Below are 24,505 nucleotides of genomic sequence, written 5' to 3'. Positions count from 1 at the left end.
ATTCTCGAAAGCTACCAAAGCTTCCTTGTCTGCTCCGCCCAATGTTTGAAAGGCAAAACGGTTCCCTCGGCGCGACTTCGGGCCACCTGATCGAGGTCCACTTTCGCCAGCACCCAGCCGGGTGAGTCGAGCCCTCCTTCGGCGACCACGCCGCTCTCGGGCCAGAGCCCGTCAGGCGGCGCGAAGATCGCGGCCGCGCCCCGGTTTTCATCCACCGCCGGGCACCAGAGCGCATCGCCCACGGTCGGCGCCTGCACGGTCACGCATTGGTTTTCCAGCGCCCGCGCCATCGTCCCGATCCGCACCCGGTTATAGCCCGCGACCGTGTCGGTGCAGGAGGGCACGAGGAGGATCTCCGCCCCGGCCTCGGCCAGTGCGCGCGCCAGCAGGGGGAATTCGCTGTCGTAGCAGATCGTGACGCCGATCTTGCCAAGCGCGGTGTCGAACAGCACCAGCCCGTCACCCGCATCGACATGCCAGATCTCGCGCTCGAAACGCGTCATGATCGCCTTGTCCTGATGCCCGATCAGCCCGCCGGGGCCGAAGAGGCTCGCGCGGTTCACGCGTTTCGCGCCTTCAATCACCGGGCCGGAGGGGGCAAGGATATGCACGCCATGCTGCGCCGCGAGAGACGCGAACAGCGCCTCCATCTCCGCGCGCAGCCCGGCGACATGGCTCAGCGAGGCGTCCAGATCGGCGGCCACTTCGGTCCCACCAAGGCTCGCCAGTTCCATCGCCGCGTATTCGGGAAAGACCAGAAGCTGCGCGCCCTGACCGGCCGCCTCGGCGACCCAGGCAGCAACCTTGGCCGCATAGCCCGCCCAATCCTCGAACCAGTCGAGCGGATAGGCCGCCGCCGCGATCGTGACCTCGCGGCTCACAGCTTGCGCCCCCAGAATTGCAGCGCCTTCTTGGTCTGGCGATCGTCCCCCAGATCGGTCCATTTGAACCGCGCGATCACGCCCTCCATCGGCGCATAGCCGCGCTTGCGCCAGAACCCGTCGAGCGGGCGGTAATCGGCGGGCTTCAAGGGGTGATCGTCGGGCCGGATCACCGAGCAGAAGACCGAATGGCTGCGCCCCAGCGCGCGCGCATGGGCCTCGCGATGATCGAAGAAGGCGTGGCCCAGCCCCTGCCCGCGATACTCCGGCAGCAGGACTGACTCGGCGCAATAGAACACGTCCTGAAGCTTGAGCCCCGTTCCCGCGAAAGGCGCCGCGAAATCATCGGAGTGATCTTCCAGCGGGGTGCCCGTGGCCGCCCCCACCAGTCGCGCGCCATCGAAGGCCCCGACGACCACCGCCGCCTCGGAGTCCCGGTAGCTCTGGATATAGCGCCGCTCATAGTCCAGAGAGCCGTCATAGATATAGGGCCAGTCCCGAAACACCGCGATCCGCAGCCGCGCCACATCGTCGAGCACGGCATCGAGCGTCTCGCCAGTGAGCCGCCGCACCTCCATCACGAGACCTGCGCGATCCAGTCGGCGAGGTTGTAATAGGTGACGACCCGCGTGATCTTGCCCCCGTCGAGCGAGAAGAACGCCCCCGCCGGCAGGACATAGGATTGCCCGCGCGCCTCGGGCAGCCCGTCATCGGTCTCCAGATAAACACCGTTCACGATGAACTCCGCCGCCCCGCGCGTGCCCGCGTCATTGGCCATGATCACCATCTCGGTCAGCTGCTCGCGATAGCAGCGGGTCATATGCGCGTTGAACGCGCGAAACGCCTCGACCCCGTGGCGGATTTTCCCCTCGTTCACATGATGCGCGAAGGGATCGCCCAGAAGCGCCTCCATCCCCGCGGTGTCGCCCGCGTTGAAAGCGTCATAGTAACGCGTGATCGTGTCGAGGGCGCGGGCGCGGGGCATGGGCTTACTCCTGAGGTGGACCGAAACGGTTGATGATATGGCGGCGGATCTGGTCGCGCGTGTCGCGATAGGCGGCAAGCTTGGCCTCGCGGCTCTCGCCGATCCCGGTCGGATCGAGGATCGGCCAATATTCCACGTCGAGATGGAAGAACCGGGTCAGTTCCAGCGCCTGACGCTGCGAAGCGGGCGACAGCGCGATCACCAGATCGAAGGCAGACAGGTCATCGCCCCATTCCTGCAATTCCTGGAAAGTGCGGGCGCGATGCCGTTCGAGGTTCACCCCGATCTCGGCCATCACGGCGATGGTGAACCCGTCGATCTCCAGATCGGATTTCACGCCGACCGACTGCACATAGCACTCGGTGCCATAGAATTTCTTCATCATCCCCTCGGCCATGGGGGAGCGCGTGGAATTGTGATCGCACGCGAACAGAACCGAGTTGGGAAGATCGCCCATTCCGCTTACCTCGGGGCGAGCACGGCAACGAGGGTGAAGAGGCGGCGCGCCGTGTCGATATCAATCTCGGCCTTGCCTTCGAGACGTTCCTGCAAGATGCGCGCGCCCTCGTTATGGATGCCGCGCCGCGCCATGTCGATCGCCTCGATCTGGCTCGGGGGCAGCTTCTTCACCGCCTCGAAATAGCTTTCGCAGATCTGGAAGTAATCCTTCACCGCCTGCCGGAACGGGCCGAAGGACAGATGAAACTCCGCCACTTTCGCGCCGCTCTCGGTCTGGGTGTCGAAAACCAGCCGCCGGTCGCGCACGCCAAGCGTCAGGGCAAACGGCCCTTCCGGCGCGGGCTGACCGTCCCGGCCCGGAATGTTGAAACTGTTATCCTCGAGCAGGTCGTAGATCGCGACCTTGCGCTCCTGTTCGATCTCGGGCGAGGGAGCTGGGATGCCCCCGGTATCAAGCTGAATATGAGAGATCCGGGCCATCACTGCCCTCCTTCGTCATTGAGCGCATCGAGCCGCGCGCGGACCGACAGCCCATGCGCCTCGAGGCTTTCCGATTTCGCCAGCACCTCCGCCGAAGGGCCGATAGCCTTCAGCGCGCCGGGCGTCATCTTCGCCAGCGTCGTGCGCTTGACGAAATCCATCACAGAGAGACCCGACGAGAACCGCGCCGAGCGCGCCGTGGGCAGGACGTGGTTCGGCCCGCCGATATAATCGCCGATCGCCTCGGGCGTGTAGGCGCCGAGGAAGATCGCGCCCGCATGGGTGATCGCCTCCGAGAGCCAATCGGGATCGGCCACGCAAAGCTCCAGATGCTCAGGCGCGACCCGGTTCGACAGCTCCGCCGCCTCCATCAGGTCACGCGCCACGATCACCGCGCCGAAATCGCGCCAGCTCGCGCCTGCGATCGCACGACGCTCCAGCGTCTCGAGCCGTTTCTCGACCGCCGCCACGACCGCCTTGCCGAAGGCTTCATCGGTGGTGATGAGGATCGCCTGCGCGCTCTCGTCATGCTCGGCCTGGCTCATCAAGTCGAGCGCGATCCAGTCCGGGTCGCCCGTGCCATCCGCGATCACGAGGATCTCCGAGGGCCCGGCGATCATGTCGATGCCGACGCGCCCGAAGACCCGCCGCTTGGCGGCCGCCACGAAAGCGTTGCCCGGCCCGGTGATCTTGTCGACCGGCGTGATCGTCTCGGTCCCGTAAGCCAGCGCGGCAATCGCCTGCGCGCCGCCCACCCGGTAGACCATATCGACGCCCGACAGTTGCGCGGCCAGCAGCACCAGCGGATTGACCGCCCCGCCCGGGGTCGGACAGGCGACCACCAGCCGCTCCACGCCCGCGACCTTCGCCGGGATCGCATTCATCAGCACCGAAGACGGGTAGCTCGCCAGCCCCCCCGGCACATAAAGCCCCGCCGCCGAGACCGGCCCCCAGCGCCAGCCCAGCTCCGCCCCGCTCGCGTCGATCCAGCGCGCGTCATGCGGCATCTGACGCTCGTGATAGGCACGGATGCGCTCGGCCGCCAATTCCAACGCCGCGCGCTCCTCGGCGGGCACCTTGGCCACTTCTGCTTCGATTTCCTCAGCCGAAAAGGCCAGCGTCTCGGGCGTCAGCTCCAGCCGGTCGAATTTAGCGGTCAGCTCGATCAGCGCCGCATCGCCGCGCGCGCGGATATCCGCGATGATCCCGGCCACGACGGCATCCACATCGGGACTGTCCTCGCGCTTCATTCCCAGAAGCTCGACAAACCGGGCTTCGAACCCATCCTCGCGCGTGTCCAGAAAATGCGGCATCGACAGTCTCCTATTCCGCCCCTCGGATTAGAGGCTCTGGCCCCGCCCCGCAAGCGCCACCCCTCCCCGCAAGGGCGATTCCGCTTCTTCTTGATGAAAATATCTCCGCCGGAGGCATCCCGGTCGCGACACGCGGCTCAGTCGGGGTGATGCGGCGCGTGGCCCGAGGGCGCACGATAGGGCCGCTCCACGTCACGCAGATCGACATCGAGGCATTCGACATCCGCCGCAAGCGCGCCATCCCCGGCCAGCGTCAGTGTTACACGTCCCGCGCCGTCCTCGGCCTCCTCGAAGGAAATATCGAGGACCGACAGCACAACATCGCGATCCGAACGATCAATCCCCATGCTCGCGACATGGGTCACATCCGAAAGCACCAGAAGCGACCGCACCCGCTCATAGGGGCGCTTCTCGGCCTCGGCCGCCGCCTTGTCCTCCCAGCGGAAGCGGTTGATCAGCAGCGCCAACCTGCGGGCCTTCGCTTCCCAGGCGATCTCGGTAATGGGCAGGATCGCGTCCTGCACCAGCGCCGCGATCACCGCGAGGTCGTCCTTGGTCTCGGCGCGCAGCGCGATCGCACCTTCGCCGCCATCTTCGAATGTCGCATCACGGGTCATGGGCCACCTCTGTTTCTCGATATGGGAAGACCTGGCGCGATTGCCAGCCGATCAGCTCGCTTTCACACGCTCGATATGGGCACCGACGCCCTTGAGCTTCTCCTCGACCCGCTCGTAGCCGCGATCGAGGTGATAGACGCGGCTGACCACGGTTTCGCCCTCGGCGGCGAGCCCCGCGAGGATCAGCGAGACGGAGGCGCGCAGATCGGTCGCCATGACCGGCGCGCCCTTCAGCTTCTCGACGCCGTGGACGGTCGCGTGGCCGCCATGCACCTCGATATTCGCCCCCATCCGCATCAGTTCCGGCGCGTGCATGAAACGATTCTCGAAGATCTTCTCTTCCAGCACGCTCGTCCCCTCGGCGGTGCAGAGCAGCGCCATCATCTGCGCCTGCAGGTCGGTCGGGAAGCCGGGGAAGGGCTCGGTCGTCACGTCCACCGCGCGGATTCGGCCATTCTTGCGCGACACCTTGAGCCCGGTATGGGTCTGCTCGACCGAGATGCCCGCCGCGTCGAGCTTTTCGCAGAAGCTCTCGACCAGGTCGATCCGGCCGCCCAAGCATTCCACCTCGCCGCCGCAGATCGCGGGCGCGAGCATATAGGTGCCAAGCTCGATCCGGTCGGCAACCACGGGATGGGTCGCGCCATGCAGACGGTCAACGCCCTGGATCACGATCTCCGAGGTGCCGTCGCCCTCGATCTGCGCGCCCATCGCGCGCAGGCATTTCGCCAGATCGACGATTTCCGGCTCGCGCGCGGCATTTTTCAGCACGCTCGTGCCCTTCGCCAGCGACGCCGCCATCAGGAAGTTCTCGGTCGCGCCCACGGAGGCGAAGCGCATCTCATGCGTTGCGCCCTTGAGGCCACCCTTGGCCTCGGCATGCAGATAACCATCCTTCAGTTCGATCTCGGCCCCAAGCGCAGAGAGCGCATCGACATGAATATCCATGGGGCGCGCGCCGATCGCACAGCCGCCCGGCAGCGACACGACGGCATGGCCCAGACGCGCCAGCAGCGGGCCGAGCACCAGATTCGACGCCCGCATCTTCCGAACGATATCGTAATCCGCGACCGGGTTGATCTCGCCATGGCACGAGGTCGCGAGAACCTTGCCATCCTGCAGCGCCGTCACCTCGGCCCCGAGAGAGGCCAGAAGCTCGGTCATCGTGCGAATGTCGGACAGGCGCGGCGCGTTGGTCAGCGTCAGGGGCTCGTCGCTCAGAAGCGTCGCCGGCATCAGCGCCAGACAGGCATTCTTTGCACCCGCGATCGGGATCTGGCCCGAAAGCGGCCCGTTGCCGCGCACGACGATGCTATCCATCTCAACTGCCCTCGCTCTTATTTTCCTCGGGCGGGGCGGCGTCTGGCTTGCGCGCACGCGCCTGCGCCTTGCGCCGGCGCAGATTTGCCCGCAATGCCTCGGCCAGCCGCTCTTCGCGGGTCTTGCCCGCGTCACGATCCTTGCCCGATCCGTCTGTCGTCCCGCCTGTCATGGCGCCCCGTTTAGCCTGCCAAAGAAATCCTGTCGAGAGAGAGCAAGATTTACCCTTGCACCCCTCGGCGATTGCGTCTAAATCCCCGCCCACGGTCGAAGCGACGGACCGAAAACCGGCGCTGCTGTAGCTCAGCGGTAGAGCACTCCCTTGGTAAGGGAGAGGTCGAGAGTTCAAGTCTCTCCAGCAGCACCACTTCCCCCCTGATAAAAAACGACCTGCGATTCGTCTGCGGCGTGCTTGTGTACGGCGCTCTCTGGCATCTGCCTGCGCACGCCCCTCGATACCTCTGACCTGCGCCGACGAAAAAGGGCCGCCTCTCGGCAGCCCCTTCCCTGCTTTCCATTCAATGCCCGTCATTCCGCCGAGGAGATCACCCAGGTCACGCGCGGGTATTCCTCTTCGGGGCTGGAGCTCGGCAGGCGCATCAGAGCGCCCGGACGGGTCACACCCGCAGGCGCGCCGGAGGTGGTGTAGGGGAAGCCGAGGATATCGGTCTCCACGCCCACCTCGAAGCCGTAGCCCTGGCCACCATTGATGCCCACGCCGCCGAGGCGACGATTCAGCACGAGCCCCTCGGTCACCGTCAGGTCGATCCGGTTCGACTGGCTGAAGCTGTACTTGCCGTCGTTGATCGCCAGCGTCTGCGCATCGGCCACGGTCGAGAGCTGATCGTAGACCGCCTGCGCCAGCACCGAGAAGCCTTGCTGGTAGAACCAGACATCGCCGCCGATCACCACGTCGAGACCATTGAGCACCGGCCCGGCATGGCTCACTTGCCCCGTCGTGATCCGACCGCGAACGAGGTTGAGCGTGCCGCGCGCCGTGTCACGGCCCGTCAGGCGGTCGCGCACATCGTCGAAATACTGACCCTCGGGGATGAACAGGATCGGACCGTCCCCGATCGAGGCCACATCGACATAGGAGGCCATGCCGTCGTCATGCCCGTCGATAGTCAGCGCGAGCGCATCCTCGGGGGTCATGTCATAGAGCTGGGCGTCGATGTAGTCGGCATGCAGCCCCAGCGTCTTGCGCACGTTCACGAAGCCCGCATAGAGCGTCGAGCCCGGATTGCGCGCACGCAGATCGGCATTGTCGGGCGCCTGCGCCTCGCGCAAGCCGTAGAGCTCGGGATGGATCAGCGCCATCGCGGTCTCATCGGCCAGATCGACGCTCGCCCCCCCGATGATGTTCACGTGCAGCGCATCATCGGCCGCCAGTGTCACATCGGTCCGCGCACCCAGCACGCCAAGCTCCATCGCGCCACCCATCGTGTCGAGATAGAGCCCGCCATTCTGGGACAGCGCGAAGCCCACCCGCAGATCGCCTGCGGTCTCCCTGTAGTTCACGTCACCATCAGCGTAGAAGTGGCCCGTGGTGCCGGGGGACATGTCGCCCATGAAGGTCGCGCTCGTCTCACCGGTGATCGCGCCACCGAAGGCGAAGAGCCGCACATCGCCGCCCGACATCGTCGCGCCATCCGAGCGGATATCGCCCGTGCCCGCCGAAATCACGATCGGCGAGGCATCACCGGAGATGACATCGCGCACGGTGATCGGGCCACCCGCATAGAGGTCGATCAGCCCGCCATCGGTGCGCAGCTGATCCAGCCGGATCGCGTCGCGCTCGTTGAGGTGCATCGGACCGTTCGCGACCTGCGCCGTGACATGATCGAAGGCGACCGGCAGCCCATCGGGGCCGACCGGGGTCAGCGCGCCGAGGGTCAGGACCGCGCCCGCACCGGCAGCATTCGCCTCGAGCACCGTGCCGCTCTGGCCCGAAGTAATCGAGAGCGCGCCATCGACCGTGACGGTCAGCGCCGGGTCAGCCGTGCTTTGCGTCACCACATGCGATGCGATCATATCGCCCTTCACCCCGATATTGATCGTGCCGGTTCCAGCGTCGATCGAGGTGCCGGCCGCCTGTTCCAGCAAGCCCGCGGACAGGATCGAGATCGCACCGTCATGGCTGAGGATATCGGCATTCGCGACGAAGCTCGTCACATCCAGACCGATTGCCCCGCCCTGCGTGGTGATCCCCGGCCCCGCCAGAAGCGTCAGCGGCGCGTTGGTCGAGCTCAGAGCAATCGCACCCGAGCCGCCTGCCGTGACCTCTTCGATATCGGTCGCACGATCGCTCAACCCGATCCGGATATCGCCATCCACGGTCTTCGCGTAGAGGCGCCCGGTGGTCACGTTCAGCGGCGCCACCGACCCGATCGCGCCATCTGCGCTCAGCTGGGTGCGGCTCGCGATGATGCGGCCCTCGGTGATCGAGCCCGCGGCGATGTGGACTTCGTCGGGCGACGTGAAGGTGCCGATGGTCAGCGCTCCACCCACGACCAGATCGGTCATCGAACCGGTGGTGATCTGGGTCAGGTTGGAGATCGTCAGATCATCCGCCTCATGGAGCCAGAGCGGCGTGAGCGCGGTACCGGTCGCGGTGTAGTTCAGCCCGACAAGCGCGGTCTCGAAGCGCTTGGTTTCGGTGCCAACCGAACCGCCAGTGACGATGCTGAGCGTGCCGCCCTGCACATCGGTGCCGTTCGACCCAGTGAGATCAATGCCGCCTTCCGTGCTCAGCGTCAGCGCCGATCCGGTGCCGAAGCTTATCGTGTCAGTGCCAATGAAGGACAACAGCGCATCGGTGCTGAGGGCCCCGCCGCCCGCGATCGAGGCCCGCGTGATCGGCAGGTCTCCCGTGGCCGTCAGCCAGGCATCACCCGAAAGCGTCTCGAGATCGAGTGCGCCGCCATTCGCGGTATCGGTCAGTTCGATCGGAAGCGGCGTCGCCTGCGTGCCGACCGAGGCGCCCGAGAGCACCAGGCTGCCCGCGCTGATACGCACCGCACCCGTCGCCACCGCATCGGTGATCGCGCCAGTCGCACTGATGCGCGCGGCACCCGGTGCATAAATCTCGGCCAGGGGCAGATCGCCGGTCGCCGCGATATTCACCTCGACGCCCGAACGCGCGGTCAGCATGCCGCCCGCACGCACCGCAACGGTCAGCGGGTTGTCCTGCGTCGCGATCGGTGCGTCATTGCCGCTTTCGAGAATGATGATCCGACCGGTGACCGCCGGAGCGCCGTCATGAGCATCCGACATCATGCCATTGATCTTGACCGTCACGTCACGCGCTGCGTTCACTTCATGCAGCGCGGCCGGGGTCTCGGCGCCGAGATAGACATCGGTGCCCGCCGACAAGGCCGTGAGCGTGCCGACCGGCACATTGTTCACGTCGAAGCCGGTGAAGGCGAAGTTCAGATCCTCGGCGCGACGCACGACAACCTTGCCGTCATCGGTGAAGGTCAGATCCGACGGCTCGGCCTGCGACAGGATTTGAAGATCCTGCGTAAGGTCATTGGTCGAGCCCACCGTGTAGGGATCGAGCATCTCACCGACCGTTCCGCCGGCGCTCAGCGTGATGCTGCCATAGGCGGTGACATTCGGATCCTCGATCCGGGTATTGGTGTCGCCCGTGCCCTTGATCAGACCCGCGCGGATCCAATGCTTGAGCTCATCCGTGGTCCAGCCGATCCCTTCGAGGATCTGCGCCTGATCGGTGGCGGTCGGCACGTAGGTGAAGCTCTCCTGCTCCGCGGCCTCCGCGTTCCACTCCGCGTAGAGCCCCTGCTGCTCGGCCACGTAATTGTCGAGCTGCGCCTGGGTCCAACCGCCAGAGGTCAGCGCATCGGCCGTCGCCTGATCGATCGTGTAGTCGATCGGATCGCCGCCCGCCGCACGCCGCTCGCGCCAGTATTCGCGATAGGTATGCTCGCGGGCATTGGCCAGCGCATCGAGTTGCTGCTGCGCGCGATCGTCCTGCGCGACCGTATCATCGAGGCCCATATCCTGGGTCCAGAGCTTGGCAAGCTCGGCCTCGGACCGGATATCGCGCACCTCGACATTGTTGCGATCGAGGATCGACCCGTTATCCGCCGTCAGCGTAACCGAGCCCAGCTGCGAGGTGACGCCATGCAGCGGCAGATCGCCCGCAAGCGCGCTCACATAGACATCGTTGAGCGCGGTCACATCGAGCACACCACCCTCATGGGTCACCCAGATCGGGGCGCCGGACTGGCCGACCGCGCCGTTGATCGACACCATGTCGATCGAGCTCGCGACGATGCCGCCATTCGAGGAGTCCGCCATGGTGATGTCACCATCGGCCGTCAGCGTAACGACCCCGGTCATCGGCGCGTCGGTTGTGGCCGGACGGTCCTTGGTGGTCACACTCACGAGGTTCATCGCCCCGGACAGCTCGCGGATATTGACCGCGCTGCCGCCCGCTGCCGTCAGCGTCGAGCCTGCCGACTGGTCGATGCGGAACGCGCCCGAGCTGCCAGCGATGCGGCCATTGACCGCCGAGACATCCAGATCGGCCAACGTCGCGGTGACTTCCGACCCTGCCGTCAGCACCGAGCCCTCGCTCGAAGTGATCTTGCTATCGCCCACCACGTTGGAGACCGTATCGGTGAAGATCACATCGCCTTTGGAGGTGATGTTGAGCCCGCCCGTATCCGAGCCGCTGAACACGATGTCGATCGCGTAATCGGCCTTCAGGCGGTGCGTGTAGAGCACGTTCGACGTGACCGTCTCGTTCCAGGTCTTGTAGACGTCACCAATCCCGAGGATGCGGCGGTCATCTGTGGTCACCGTGCCTTTCTTGGTGTTCTGCGAGGTCAGCGAGCCGGTAAAGCCATAGTCATACGAGCCGCCGTTGATCGAGGTGTTTTCGGGCGCGACGTAATTGCCATCGGCCCCGAACGCGACGGTCGGATCGAGCGGCGTGACCTTCGGATCGTAGACCGTGGACGAAATCGACTCGCCAAGCTTGAACCAGAAATAGGAGGTCTTCTGGCTGTACTGGACGACCTGCGTCACGATCTCGGATTGCAGCACCACGAAATCGCGGTTCGTGACCGGTTGGTAGCTGCCTGCGCGTCCATCACTGACGGTGCTCGACGAAACCAGGGTCGTCGGGATCACGCGGGTGACGCTGACACTGTTGGGATCCGTAGGATCGCCGTAGGTAAGCGTCTCGGTGTCGAAAGTGCTGGAGTTGTCCTTGACGTAGAGCGTGCTGCCGATGCGGGTGTATTCGGTAACCCGCGCGGCCCCGTTGACCGCCTTGGCCGGATCGGTGTCGGTGATGCGCACCACGCCTTCGATGCCCTGCCCGTTCGCTCCCGGATCGCCGGTATCGACGCGACCGAGCACAACCGGAAGCGAGGTGTCGTTGTTGACGGTGATACTGCCATAGCCATCGAGCGACTCGATCTTGCCGCCGCCGGTGGAGAGGATCTGGCCAGTGATTTCGACGCGGCCACCCTGCACGACCATCGGGTCGATCACGATCGCGCCGGTCTGCTCGCCCTTGTCGTTGAGCATGGTCGGATCGTATTTCACCCAGACGTCCGAAGTGACATTGGCATTGCGCGTCACATTGGGCGTGACCGGCTCGGACGGGTCGAACAGAACCGTCGGCGTGGTCGTCGAGAAGCCAGAGATGTCATTCATCAGCCCTGCGGCAATGTCGATCTCGTAGGAGCCCACACCGGCCTGGATCAGCCCGTTGATGTTGAGCTTGTCGGCGGTGATGTAGACATTGCGCCCGGCACGGATCGCAGTCGGTCGCGCGCCAAGCGCGAAAGTGGCGACATTGCCAACATCGAGCGTGGTGGTCGAGATCGGGACCGTCAGGTCGCCGCCTGAAATGCCCGTCACGGTGAAGCCGCTGGTGATCCAGGCGCGCGCATCGTCATCGACCTGCTGGAAGTAGCTGTCGTAGATCGCACGCGGATCGCCCGAGACATTGCGCAGGCCCGGCGTGTAGCCCTGCGTGAAGTCGCGCCCTGCGCTCAGACGGATCGTTTTGGCGGAAATGTCGGCCTGCACGTCGAGATCGCCGAAGTTGGAGTTGATCAGGACCGTGCCACCCATGTTGGTGATCGGTCCACCAACCTCGATCGAGCCGTTGCCATAGGTCACGACCTCGATCTTCGGCTCGCCCGCATCGGTGCCCGAGATCATCGTGTAGTCGATCGGGGCGCCTTTGGGATTGGCGAGGTTCTGGATGTCCTGCGGAGTCTTGACGGTCACGTCATTGAAGACAATGCGACCGCCCTCGTTCCACGGGATCTCCATCGAGCCGGTGTTCACATAGGCGTCGGAATAGACATGCACGAGGATCAGCGCATTGCCCGGCGCATCCAGCGTACCGGTCGAAGCGCCCTGCACCGTGTCAGCGCGCAGGTAGATGCTGCCTTCCGAGGCACGGATATCGGGCAGGTCGATGAAATCGGCATTGCCGCTGAAATCGGCCTGGCGGGTGATGAGCGAGGCGAGCTCGTCATTCCACGCCTGCACGGCCTGTGCATCCTGGCTCAGGATCGGATCGTTGATCTTCGATTGAAGCTCCGCGATGCGTTGGTCGAGCAGATCGCTCAGCGGCACGTTCTCGCGGATCATTGCCGCGATTTCCGCAGCAGAATTGGTCGGATCCTCGAGGATGCCACGGGCGTCCTCGTCGGTGAACCAGACCTGTTGGCCCGAGCCGTTGACGTAGTATTCCGACGAATTGTCGAGCTGGTTGTTCTGATCGAGGATCAGGATCTGCTTGTTGCGCGAGCCCGCGCGGACATAGCCGTTCACGGTGATCAGGTTGTCGCCGGTATCGGTCGAGGTACCGCTCTCGATGTCGAGGCTGACCGGATCACCACCGAAGGCTTCGCTCAGCGCCGAGCCGATCGCCGCCGCGACCTCGCGATAGAGATCCTTGCCTCGGCCATAGCCCAAGACCTCTCCACCGCCACGCTCGGCGAAGATGTAGACGTCATGCACTGCCGTTACGCTGGACCCGGTGCCGATATTCACATGCTGGTTGGCATTGGCCGTTGCATCCGCGACCGGGGTGATCGGGATCGGGATCGCGGTCTTGTTGAAGACACGCGTCTCGGCCTTGACCGCGACCTGCTGCGCCCCGTTCGAGGTATAACCGGCCTTGAGCTGGACATCGGTAAGCGATTGCAGATCCGCACCCGAGTTCAGCGTGATCTGGTTATCCGCGTTATAGGTCGCGTAGGTCTTGCCCGAAGCCGCGCCCGAGAGACCGTAGGAGGTCGTGTCCACTTCGGAATAGAGGTTCGCATCGCCGCCCGCATAGAGCTGGAGCACGTCGACCGCGAGCAGCTTGGCCGAACCGATCGTCAAATGCGCGGTATTGCTCTGCACGTCGAGCGTGCTCTGGCCGATCGGGCTCGCGATCGCGCCGCCGGAGTCGAGCTTGAGCCGGTCGGTCAGCGCCATGTTGGTCGCAGCCCCGATACGGAAGACCTGGTTGTTATCCGGCAGACCGGTCTGCACCAGCGCCGCGCCATCATTGACGAAGACATCGGTGGTGGCGTTGACGGTCACCTGACTGCGCATCGCTGCCACGTCGATCGCACCGCCCGAACCGGAGACGACATTGTAGCCGTCATCGGGCCGGTTCATCGAGGTTTCCGCCCCGATATCGATGTTCTTCGCCGCGATCGTGGTCTTGCTGCCCAGGGTCAGCGCGGTCGTCGCGCCGATCGTGGTTTCGCTGAAGGCGCCCGAATAGCCCACGGCCGCCGCGCTTGTGGAATCCACATGGCTGCCGAAGCTGCCCGATTGCGCCGCAGTGATCTGGAGCTGATCCGATGCGGTGATGACGGTGGTGGCCGTCGCGCCGATATTGAAGATCGAACGCGTGTCGGTAATCACGTGGGTCTCCGCGCCCGAGCCCGAAACAAGCCCGCCCGAGCCCGAGTCCGAATTGGCTTTCGCGCTCGGCGCGTTTCCGGTCGAGAGCGTGATCACGCGGCCGCGCAGCATGGCGCCGTCGAGGTTGAAGACCACGTCGCCGCTACCGCCATTCGCGGTGTCCTGACCGGCGGTCGCCAGCGTCAGGCCAACCGCGACCGCGCCGCCCGAACGCCCTGTGGCATAGGCTTCGGCGCTCACCGCGCTTGCATCTGCGCTCAGCTGGATGGTGCCCGACGCGATGAAGTTGCCCGTCATCGTCGAGGTGATCCCGTAATTCGTGAAGGCCTTGGCATCCGCGCCATTGCCCGCAAGCAGACCGCCCGAGGTGGACGCGGCTTCGGCATAGCTCGTGACATTGCCAGCGTTGAGCAGGATCTCGGAATTGACGGTGATGTTGTTCGCGGTGACATCGGAGGCGAAGATCGTTGTCACGTTCATCCCGGAGCGCGAGGTCGCAACCCCGGCGCCGATGGCGATACCGCCGCCCACCGCGATGCCCTTGGCATATGCTCTGGCCGAGCCCGCGCTGGTGTTTTGCAGATCGAAGTTGCCCGAGCTGGTGAACGTATAGTCGCGCGCCGTGACGAGGCTATTGCCGCTGTTCGTCGCGGTCACGATCACCGCGTTGACACCGCCCGCGATGCCGCCAGAGCTGCCCTCGCCCGTCGCCGTGACCCGCGTGGTGTCGCTGGTCGAGATATTGGTGCCGCCCGAGCCGCTGCTGATCGTTCCCGAATTGCCGCCTGCGGCGCCGATCGTGATCGCGCTGGTGCCGACGCTCTTCGCATCCGAGACCGCAACGCCCACCGCGCCGACGAGTGCGACGTTCACATTATAGCTGTCCGTGCTGACCAGACCCGAACGATCCGCGCTCAGCGCAACCGACTTGCCCGAGATCCCGACGGAGTCGCCCACGGTGACTGAGGATCCCGCGTCGAGCTTCGCAACCGCAACGCCCGCGCCGCCGGTATATCCACCCGAGGCCGAGGCCGTGGTGACCGAGGTGGAGATCAGCGGATTGGCATCGAGCTGACCGGTCGCGGCGCCGAGATCGACCGCCCCACCCGCGCTCAGCACCGCGCCGTTTTGCACGTCGATGCCCGCACCCGTCGCGACATTCGAAATCGCGATACCGCTCGAGGCGCCGCCGAAGATCGAACCCGACCCTGCGCCCGCGTTCTGCGTGAGGCGGATCTTTGCTGAACTGTCGACCTTGATGTCGCCGTCGGAATAGAGCTTGGCCGAGCCGATCGTGACCGAGACCTGGTCGGTGCCCGCCGCAGACGGGTCGAGGCCCTGACGCGTGGCAACGATCTGGCTTTGGGTATCGGAACCGCCTGCGAAGCCAATCACCGATCCGCCGGTATTCTGCCTGTCCTGTTCGGTCGCATCGGCGTCGAGACCGCCATCGCCGCTCTGATCGCTCGACAGTTCGCTGTTGATTGAGGCGAGCGCATCCGAGAGATTGCCGCTTTCGTCATCGACAGTGCCGCCCAGCTCGGCGATGGACAGCGCCGCACCGACGCTGATTGCACCGCCGCCGATCGCGACCACGGTCGAGCCGAGTTCACGCTCGGACGCGGCCGAGATGGTGATGCCCTTCTGGCCCACCCCGCGCGTGCCGCCTGCGTTGTAGTTCGCAGTGATCGAGGCATTGTCGCCGATATTGACGGTCGTCGTGCCCTGGAGGTTCGCGTAATCGAGGCCAAGCCCAACGCCTGTTGCGCCCGCGCCAACGGAGCCTGCGACGCCGGTGATCGTGGCCTTCTCGAAGGCGGTGATATCGACCCTTCCGTCGGCGCTCAGGCTCTGGTTGTCGGAGAGCGTCACGCCGGTATAGGTCCGGTCGACGAGGACATTTGCCGAGAGCGCGACGCCCACGCCACCGACAGCCCCCGCACCGACATAGCCCTGCTGGGTCAGGTAGGATTTCGCGTTGACCCCGAGATCCCCCCCTGCCGTCAGATACGCCTTCTGGCCGGCGCGGCCATTACCGACAGTGATCTTGGAGCTGCCATTGGCCACGGCCACCTGGATCGCGCCGCCTACCGCGACGAGGCCTCCACCGCCGCTGCCGGTCATCGCATAGATGTCGTTGTCGATCTTGCTATCGATGCTCAGCGCGCCACCCGCATTGAGCGAGCCGCCACCGATGGCGATATCCGCCGTCGAGGAAAGCACGTTGACATTGCCGTTGCCGGTCACCCCGACGAAGCCGCCACCGATCCCGGCCACGAAGCTCGTGAGCACGGATTTGCTGTTGGCGTTGATCGTCAGTGCGTCGGCGGCGCTGACCTGTGCATCGTAGGTCGCAACCTTCGCGGTCGAAGTAACGACCGTGGTCGCTACGCTCGCGCCAACGCCCGCAGTGCCGCCGATACCCACATTGACGGTGTAGGAGGTCGAAGAGTTCGCCACATCGGCATTCACCAGAACATCCTGACCCGCATTCGCGGTCGTGGTGCCGATATCGTCCCCGAAATCGGTGTCGGATTCCGGGTTGATCCGCACCAGGCTCGAACCCGTCTCGGAACCGAGCTGCACGCGCGCTTCATCGTCGACCAGGTTAAGAGCGAAGAGCGCGCTCACACCCGCGACCCCGCCAACCGAGCCATTCGCGGTCAGCATCGAGATCGCGCTGCGCGCCTGCGCATTCACCGCGAGCCCGCGCGTCGTGCGCGTCACACCATCAGCATCGTTCCAGCTGACCGTACTCCCACCCAGCGCGGTCACGCGCGCGGTGTCGAGAACCGCCGCCTTGACCCGGTTCTTGATCGTATTGATCGAGGCCGAGACGCCGACACCCGCCGCCGCCCCGCCCGAGAACGAGAGGTTGAGAGCCGGCGTGTCGCCGCGCGCATCTTCGGTCGAGCCAGGCTTCGATTCCTCGGACCCGCCAAGAAGCGAGATGATGGTCCGCGATTGCGCATCAACCAGCATCGAGCCGCGCGCCACCACATCCGAGCCGTAAAGCGTATTCGCACTCAAGCCCGTATCCGGATCGACGAGCGAGATCGGCTCACCCTGGATCAGCGCCTCGACGGTGTTCGCGGCGGTGTTGTTCACGCCGGTGCCGGTCACGCCGACCGTGCCGCCAGCTCCCGAGATCGCGCTGCCCGAGAAGGTCGTGGTCTCGTAAGCGCCAAGGACCACAGAACGTCCGCTGCGCACGGTGCTCGACGTGATGTCGGCGCGCACGGTCTGGTTGGAATTGTTGATCACGATGCCAAGGCCGACAGAGGCTCCTCCCGAACCCGCGAAGGCACCGGCCTTACCCGTCAGCGACGGCGTCGATGTGGCGGTGACCGAAAGGCTGCCCACCTGGACCTCGGAGCGACGCAGCCCTGCATAGACCTCGCCATTGGCCACGTTGACGGCAAAGCTGCCTGCGAAGGCACCGCTGCCACCGCCGCCCGCGCCGACCGAGAGCGAATCCAGCGTCATTGTTTGCGTCGCCGCGATCGTCAGCGCTCCCGCATTCTCCAGCGGCTTGGTCGCATCCTCGGTCTCCTGCCGTGCGAGGATCGTCGCATCCTCGACCGCCGCCTCGGTATCGTCGGACATCACATTGACGACGATCGCGCCGCCGATACCCGCCTGACCGCCGATCCCGGCAGAGCCGGCCAGCGCCTGGATCGTGCCGGTTTGCGTCGTCGTCAGCGAGACATCACCGCGATCGGTGCGCAGCGCCGCGCGCGCGCCGGATCCGTTGCCACGGATATGCGCGTCGGCCTGACGGTTCATCACGTTGACGAGGATCGAGCCCGCCCCGCCGACACCGCCCGAACCACCGCCCGACACGGCGGCCGTCTCGATCGTGCCGGTCTGCGTCGCGCTCAGCGCGACCGAGGGCGCAAGCGTTTCCGCATCCGACGGAAGCACGAGTTCGGCTTCAGTCTTGCCAAAGAGCAGGTTCACGCCGAGGCCAACGCCGACCCCTGCGCCGGTGCCGCCAATCGCAACCGCGCCCGCAAGCGAACGGATCGTGCCGGTGGTCGAGGCATTGATCGTGGTCGCAGGAAGGGCAGGCGCCGTGCCCGAAAGCTCGACCCGCGCGCGGGTGACCGCATCTGCATCCAGCGTCAGCGCGAGTTTATTCGCGTCGAAATCGGGCGCCTTGGTCGTGTTGCTGACGCTCGTCGCGAGATTTGTCAGCGCGGCATCCCGAAGGTCGGAAACCTCGTTTTGTGCGCCACCGACCGGATCATCACTCGCCGGTCCGGGCAGCGGATCGACGCTTGGGCCATCCGTGCCGGGCTGGCCGATCTGCGTATAGACAACAGAACCACCAACCGCAGCCTGGCCCGAGGCCGCGCCCGAGACCGCAATCGCGTCGATCCCGGCAGTATCGGTCGCCGTGACGGACAGCGAGTCGCCGGTCACAGCCTTGGAACTCACGAGATCGGCGGTCGTGCCGCCATGAATCGACGCCACGGTCAGTGCGACACCCACCGCGGTCGCGCCACCCGCACCGGCAGCAGCACCTGAGAGGATAGAGATCTGCCCCGTGCGCGTCGCGCTAAGCGAAATCGCCCCGGTACCCGCGTCGATCGAGGTGTCGGTCGCATTGACGGAGGTCGTGTTGCCGATATCGCCGATCGCGAGCGAGCCCGCCACGGCCGTCGGACCTGCGCCCGTAAGCGTCAAGCCAACGGCAGCGGTTTTGAGCGTCGAGCCATTCGTCGCCGTCAGGTTCACGCCCTCGCCCGAAAGCGTCGCGCCATTCGTCAGAACGCCGGTGTCATGGGCGATGAAGTTGGCCGAGACCGCACCGCCGACACCGCTGCCGTTCGCGCTCAACACAGCGCCGCCCGCGAGGCTCTCGATCGTACCTGTATCGTCCGCGGTCAGGCTCAGTACGCCGCCCGCGTCGAGCGTCGCGCCGACGCTCGAGACCTGCGTGGTCGCTTCCGAATAGTTCACCGTCACCGCCCCGCCCAGCGAGGTGTCGCGCGAGGCGCTCAGCGCCACGGCAGCCGAACGGATCGTGCCATTCGCAGTCGCCGTCGCCACGATCGTGCCCGCCCCGGCGGTGCCAAGATTCGCGCCGTCGAGATTGATGCTCGTGGTATTCTTCGTGAGCAGGTTGAGCGTGCCCGCAAATCCGCCCGCGCTGCCATTGGAGGCCGCCGCGCCACCGCCAATGCTCGAAATCGTGCGGGTGCCGGTCGCGTTCAGCGCAATGCTTTCCGCATCGAGCGCCTCGGTGCCAGCCGCCGAAACGATGACGCCTGCACTGATATTGTTCGCCGAGAGCCCCACGCCGGCAGCCGTCTGTTCATTCGCCACCGCACCAGCGACAGCAATCGAGAAGATCGTGCTCGTGCCGGTCGCAGTGAGCGAAATCGCACCCGTTCCGCCGGTGCCGCCCTGCCCGGTGACCACCGCATCGGTCATCGTCGCCCCGGTATCGGCGGTGATGACGTTAACGGTCGCAGCACCGCCATAGGCATTGTCGCCATTGGCAAGCGCACCGCCGAGCGAGAAGATCGAATTTGCCTCGGTTGCGCCGATATTGATCGAGCTGGCCGAGATGCTCAACCGGTCCGCATCCGGCCCGTTGCCGGTCACATCCGCCCGCGCGCCGCCGGTGATGTTATTGACCGAAACAGAGCCCGCGATCCCGGTCTTGCCGGAACCCGCCGAAACACCAAAGCCGTAGATCGACTGGGTGCTGTTGGCGATGATCCCGAAAGCGCCAGTGTCAATCGTGCTCGCCCCGGTGAGCTTGGCCGTGGCGCTGCGGGTGACCGTATTGACCGCGATGCCGATACCGACGCCGTAGCCCTTGGTCTTGTCCATGTTGATGCCGACGCCGCCGCCGATCGAAACCGTCGTCGAGCCATCGGTGGACGAAAGATCGAGCTGGCTCGACGTGATTTTGGCATCCGAGATGCTCGCCGTCGTGCCGCCATCAAGCACCGCCACCGCAACCGAGCCGGCCAGCGCGATATCACCGCGCGAGGTGCCCGCGCCGCCCACGGCCACGTTCACCACCGTCGCGTGATCCTCGGCCCCGATCGTCACCGCATCGCCCGCGTTGATCGTGGCGTTTGAGACCTCGGAATTGAGCTTGCGCGTATCGACCATCACCGAGAAAGCCCCGGCGAGCGCGTTCGTATCCTGCGCCTGGCCCAGGCCCGCCGAGACGGCGCCGCCAACCGCGATCTGAACCGCGTTGTTCTTTGCCGTCTGTGTCAGCGTCGAGGCGAGTTCGATCGTCCCTTGGGTATTGATCGCCGCCGTCGTCTCGTTGCCGAGCGACAGGTTGAGCGACGCGACCCCGGTGACCGCCCAGCCCGACTTCTGCGTATTCCCGTCGCTGTCGGAGGGCGTATCCATGTTCTGCTGAGAATTGATCGCGTCATTCTCGTCCTCGGCAAAGAGCCAGGACGGAATGATCATGTCATCATTCTGATTGGTCTGGGCCGGTTGAGGTTCCTGCGAGGGCTTGCCCTGCACCTTGGAACCGGCCACGCCGACGACCACGTCGACAGTTGCGTTCTCGGCAGTGATGACGAGGCTGTCAGCGTCGATCACCGTCTTGCCAACGTTGGCGGCCGGCGCTGCCGGATCGTCCGGGCCAATCCCTGCCCAGACCTTGCGGGTGGTGATGTTGAGGCCGATCGAGGCGCCGACACCGATGTTTTCCGAAGCAGAAATCGCACCTGCGGCCGCCCAGTCGACGGACTCGTCCTTGGCCGAGATCAACACCGCCCCGGCCGTAACCGCGGCATCATCACCGATCCGCGCCGTGGTCTCGGCATCTGCGATATTGGTCGCCACCGTCGCGTTGACGGCGGTGCTTGCGCCCTGCCCGCCCGAGAAGCTCAGGATACCCATGATGTTGCGGGTATAGGCGGTGACATTGGTCGCGTTGCTGCCCGCATTGATCGTCGCACCGGATTCGATCACCGAGGAGACCTTGCTGCCGACGCGGTCGAGATTGATCGCGACACCGATCGCGTCATTGACCTTGGCATCGCCTGAGATCGGGTTCTTCTTGGGCAGGTTGGCGACGTGGAGGAACCAACCCTCCTGGCTCGAAAGCACATTCATATCGCCGGTCAGGTTCAGCACCGCCCCGTTTCGCACCACGGCCTCGGTGGTGTTGTCGGTGTTGAAGACATTCGCGGTGATGCCGATGGCGAGCTTCTGCTGATCTTCGGGAACGACCGGGCGCGAGCCATCGCTCGGCACGGGGGCTTCGGCTTTGCTCTTGACGTCGGTGGTGATCAGGTTGAGCGGATTGAGCGTGTCGAGAAGCCCCGGCGCGTCAGGCGTCTCGAGATTGGCGGCATCGGTCGGATTGTCGGGCAACGCTTCGTAAGCGGTGACCTGACCCACGAATTGCTCCCACTTGTCGCGAATATCCTGAATCGGATCCGCATGCGGGAACCTGGTCTGGGCCTGCACCGTGGCACCGGCTGCATTCACCGTGGCGTCCGACCCGATCTCGGCCTGCGTGTCGCCCGCCATGGTCGAGACTGATGCGGTCAGCATCAGCACCTGCGAATATTTTCCGAGCAATTCATCTTGGGTGATCGTCGCGTTCGGATGCGCGGCATTGTACCGGTCGAGCACTTTCTTCGCCGCGAAGTTCAGCGTTCCAAAGGCCGCCGAAACGCTGCGCGAAAGTGAACTGCCACCTTCGGTCACCGAGGCAAAGCGATAGGCTGAATTCACAGATACATTCTGACCCGTCGCGGTGACCGTGGTCGTGCCCAGCGCGGTGAGCGCATTGGCATTGCTCAGGTCGTGGTAATTCCCGCCCAGCGTCGCGTAGGTGCTGTCATTGTCGACCTGCACATCAATCGCAACGCCAAAGCCGATATGCGGCGCGCGGTTCGGATCGACCGGCTTGCCCTGAATCTTGCTCTGCGCGCCGGGGATCGCCTGAACGAGGGTGCTGTCGGCTGCCTTCTGCTTGGCGATCTTCGTCGTCGGATTGGCCACGCCCATCGTCGCGGTGGTCGCGTGAACCTTGTTGAAGAACAGCGTCTCAGCGTCGAGATCGAGTGCACCGCCGGTATTGACCGTGCCGCCCAGCGCCGCCTCGGTAAGCGATTTGGACACATCGATGCTGACCGCGAGCGCCCCGAGGCCTTCCATGCCGGCATTGGCGCCGGTGGTGATCGAATGGGATTTGCCGGTATAGGCGCCGGCATAAAGCGCGCCCGCCGAAGTCGTCGTGCCCCCTTCGACAAGCAACTGATTGGTGAGGTTGCGCGTCGTGACCACGACCGCCGCCGCGACATCCTTCACCTTCTTCGCAGCGATCGAGACCGTGTGATCCTCGGCCGCGGTGCTGGCGAGGCGCATGTTGCCTGCCTCGGTCGTCAGCGTATTGCCCGAAAGCAGCACCTGGCTCGCCACCTGGCTATCCGCCACGACAACGCCCAGCGCATAGGCCTTGGGTGCGATCGAATAGCTTGTCTGAGCATGCGACTGGATCAGCATCGCATCTTGCGAGGGATCCCACGCCGCCGGCAGGTTGATCGACAGGCTGTAAGGCACGCCGCCGCCCAGCAGGCTGCCGGTCGCGTTATCAATAACGTCCTGCGGGGTCGAATTGAAGCTCAGCGGCGGATCGGACAGGAAGCCATAGGTATTCTCGAGAAGGCCGGTAGCACCAAGCTGACCATTATCGGCCGCCGTGTCCGTGTTGAGCACGCGCGGTGCGAGGTTACGGTCCTTCCAGTTGCCATCCGCCGTCAGGGTGCTGTCGGTGATCGTCACATTGGACTGCGCGTTGAGCACCTGAACCTGAAGCGGCACAAAGCCGTTTGCGGCCGTCGCCCCTTGGGTGAACAGCCCCTCCATCATGTCGATGCCGGAATTGACGGTGGTCAGCAGGCTGTCTTCGTTCGTCGCGTCGTCGAGCCCCTCGACTTGCGCCGCTTCGACGCTGTCGACATCACTGCCCAGCGTGTTCGACACGGTCGCGACCGAGTTCACGACGATGGAGCCCGCCTTCAGATCGGCACTGGTGATCGTGATCGAGGCGGTCTCGGTGTCGGGGTTGATTGCCCAGACGATCCCCGTGTTGAACGAACGCGCCGAGAGCAGCAGCATCCCGCCGCCATCGGCCCCGTTGCTGTCGGCCCGGATCGTGGTTCCAGCTTCGACGCTGATATCCTGCGCTGCGACATAGATCGACCCTGCGGTGCCCGCACCGGGGCCGCCGGTGATCGGATCACCCGCGCCATCGGCGCGCGTCGAGATATTGTTGCTCAGCGTGACGGTCTTGTCCGCCGCAATGGCGAGATCGCCGCCATGGGTCGTGATCGTGCCCGCCGTCGAGATATCCTGCCCGCGCAGGAAGACCGAGCCCGCCGTGCCGCTCGGCGCTGACATGTCGAAATCGCCCTGAGCGCTCAGCGTATTGCCATCGGTGAGCCCAGCGCGCAGCACGAAGGCCCCGCCATCGCCCGCGGTCGAGCTCGCATCGACCTTGAGGCTCGGCTCCATCGAGGCCGACCCTTCGGTATAAAGGAAGATCGTACCGCCCTTGCCCGTGCCGGTCGGATCGCTCGCCCCCGTGCCGGAGACATCGTAGGTGCCGCCCGCGCTCAGCGTGCCCTGCGCTTCGCCGAGGACAACACCGCCTGTTGCCGTCGGTCCCGTGCCGCGCTTCGCCGTGATCGTACCCGAGCTGGAGATCCCGCCCTTCGACACGAGACGGATCACCCCGCCCTGACTGACAAGCCCCGCCGCCTGCGGCGTTCCGTCAACGTTGACGCCGACCGAAACCGGACCGAGCGCCGTCGGATCCTCGACCGTGATCCGGCCGCGCAACAGCATCCCCGCGCCGCCCGAACGCAGCGCCAGTCGCGCCGCGTTGATCTGCCCGTCGATGGTGATCTGGCCGGTATCGCTGAGCGGTTCGGATCCCGCGAAAAGCTGCGCCGTAGGCGAGTCGAGACCCACTGTAAGGTTGCCATCCGCTTCATTCGTCAGGTTCGTGACAAAATCCGATGTCGGGGCGCTCATCGTCAGCTGCCCGGCATTGATCGTACCGGTCGCACTGACGACGAACCCGTCAGAGTTCACGAAGAAAACGTTGCTGCCGATCGCGGTCGCCGAATTCAAGACATTCGGATCAACGATTTTCATCGCATTCAGCGTGCCCGCGATCGTGCTCTGCCCGCCATTGATGATGTTGACCAGCGCATCCGTGTTGAGCGGCTGATACACATTGACGGTCGTGCCAGCATTCACGTTGAACTGGCTGAACTTGTTATAGGCGGTCGAGCCCTGAATGTTGGAGGTGGTGACGTCGGTGGTGTTGCCCGAGGTCGCGACAGTCGTTGTGGAGGTGGCCGCGATCACATCCGCAAAAGTCGGAAGGGCTGCGAAGAGCGCCGCCGCAGAGACGCTGGAGAACCAGCCGAGCCGCATGAGGATCAGGCGGCCCAACGGGCGGTTCGTCGTCTTACGGCGGTCGATCATCGCAATCCCCTAATCGAATTCGCGGCCCCCCACAGGCCG

10 protein-coding genes and 1 tRNA gene are annotated in these 24,505 nt (G+C 65.1%); 1 reads left to right on the top strand and 10 read right to left on the bottom strand.

The window, feature by feature from the left end; all coding sequences use genetic code 11:
* Positions 1-11 precede the first annotated feature (11 nt).
* The 9 genes from TP2_RS03835 to TP2_RS18390 all read right to left on the bottom strand — a co-directional run bounded on the left by TP2_RS03835 (position 12) and on the right by TP2_RS18390 (position 6,227).
* A complete protein-coding gene (locus TP2_RS03835) occupies positions 12-881 on the bottom strand; it encodes a carbon-nitrogen hydrolase family protein (RefSeq protein WP_038073700.1) in 870 nt (289 codons plus the stop codon).
* Positions 878-1,459, bottom strand: a complete 582-nt coding sequence (locus TP2_RS03830; protein WP_038073699.1) for a GNAT family N-acetyltransferase — start codon at positions 1,457-1,459, stop codon at positions 878-880. Before TP2_RS03830 ends, TP2_RS03835 begins: the two co-directional genes overlap by 4 nt.
* A complete protein-coding gene (locus TP2_RS03825) occupies positions 1,459-1,866 on the bottom strand; it encodes a ketosteroid isomerase-related protein (protein ID WP_038073693.1) in 408 nt (135 codons plus the stop codon). The genes TP2_RS03830 and TP2_RS03825 overlap by 1 nt, the downstream gene beginning before the upstream one ends.
* Positions 1,867-1,870: 4 nt before the next feature.
* Entirely contained in the window at positions 1,871-2,323 is a 453-nt protein-coding gene (locus TP2_RS03820) for an arsenate-mycothiol transferase ArsC (protein ID WP_038073688.1), read from the bottom strand.
* 5 nt (positions 2,324-2,328) lie between these two features.
* Positions 2,329-2,805: a UPF0262 family protein gene (locus tag TP2_RS03815; RefSeq protein ID WP_038073687.1), complete on the bottom strand. Its 477-nt coding sequence runs from the start codon at positions 2,803-2,805 to the stop codon at positions 2,329-2,331.
* A complete protein-coding gene (gene hisD / locus TP2_RS03810; protein WP_038073686.1) occupies positions 2,805-4,118 on the bottom strand; it encodes a histidinol dehydrogenase in 1,314 nt (437 codons plus the stop codon). Before hisD ends, TP2_RS03815 begins: the two co-directional genes overlap by 1 nt.
* Before the next feature lie 137 nt (positions 4,119-4,255).
* On the bottom strand, positions 4,256-4,735 hold the full coding sequence (locus tag TP2_RS03805) for a DUF2948 family protein (RefSeq protein WP_038073685.1): 480 nt from the start codon (positions 4,733-4,735) through the stop codon (positions 4,256-4,258).
* Positions 4,736-4,786: 51 nt separating this feature from the next.
* A complete protein-coding gene (gene murA / locus TP2_RS03800; RefSeq protein WP_038073681.1) occupies positions 4,787-6,055 on the bottom strand; it encodes a UDP-N-acetylglucosamine 1-carboxyvinyltransferase in 1,269 nt (422 codons plus the stop codon).
* Position 6,056: 1 nt separating this feature from the next.
* Positions 6,057-6,227: a hypothetical protein gene (locus TP2_RS18390; protein ID WP_157617031.1), complete on the bottom strand. Its 171-nt coding sequence runs from the start codon at positions 6,225-6,227 to the stop codon at positions 6,057-6,059.
* Between the two features lie 120 nt (positions 6,228-6,347).
* Here TP2_RS18390 and TP2_RS03795 point away from each other — a divergent pair.
* A tRNA-Thr gene (locus TP2_RS03795) sits at positions 6,348-6,422 on the top strand.
* Positions 6,423-6,583: 161 nt separating this feature from the next.
* Here the strand turns inward: TP2_RS03795 and TP2_RS03790 are convergent.
* On the bottom strand, positions 6,584-24,466 hold the full coding sequence (locus TP2_RS03790; RefSeq protein ID WP_038073680.1) for a leukotoxin LktA family filamentous adhesin: 17,883 nt from the start codon (positions 24,464-24,466) through the stop codon (positions 6,584-6,586).
* Positions 24,467-24,505 lie beyond the last annotated feature (39 nt).

It is taken from the genome of Thioclava pacifica DSM 10166 (assembly GCF_000714535.1).
Lineage (GTDB): Bacteria > Pseudomonadota > Alphaproteobacteria > Rhodobacterales > Rhodobacteraceae > Thioclava > Thioclava pacifica.
The sequence above is the reverse complement of the archived record's forward strand: the minus strand, read 5'-3'. Positions and strand labels throughout refer to the sequence as shown.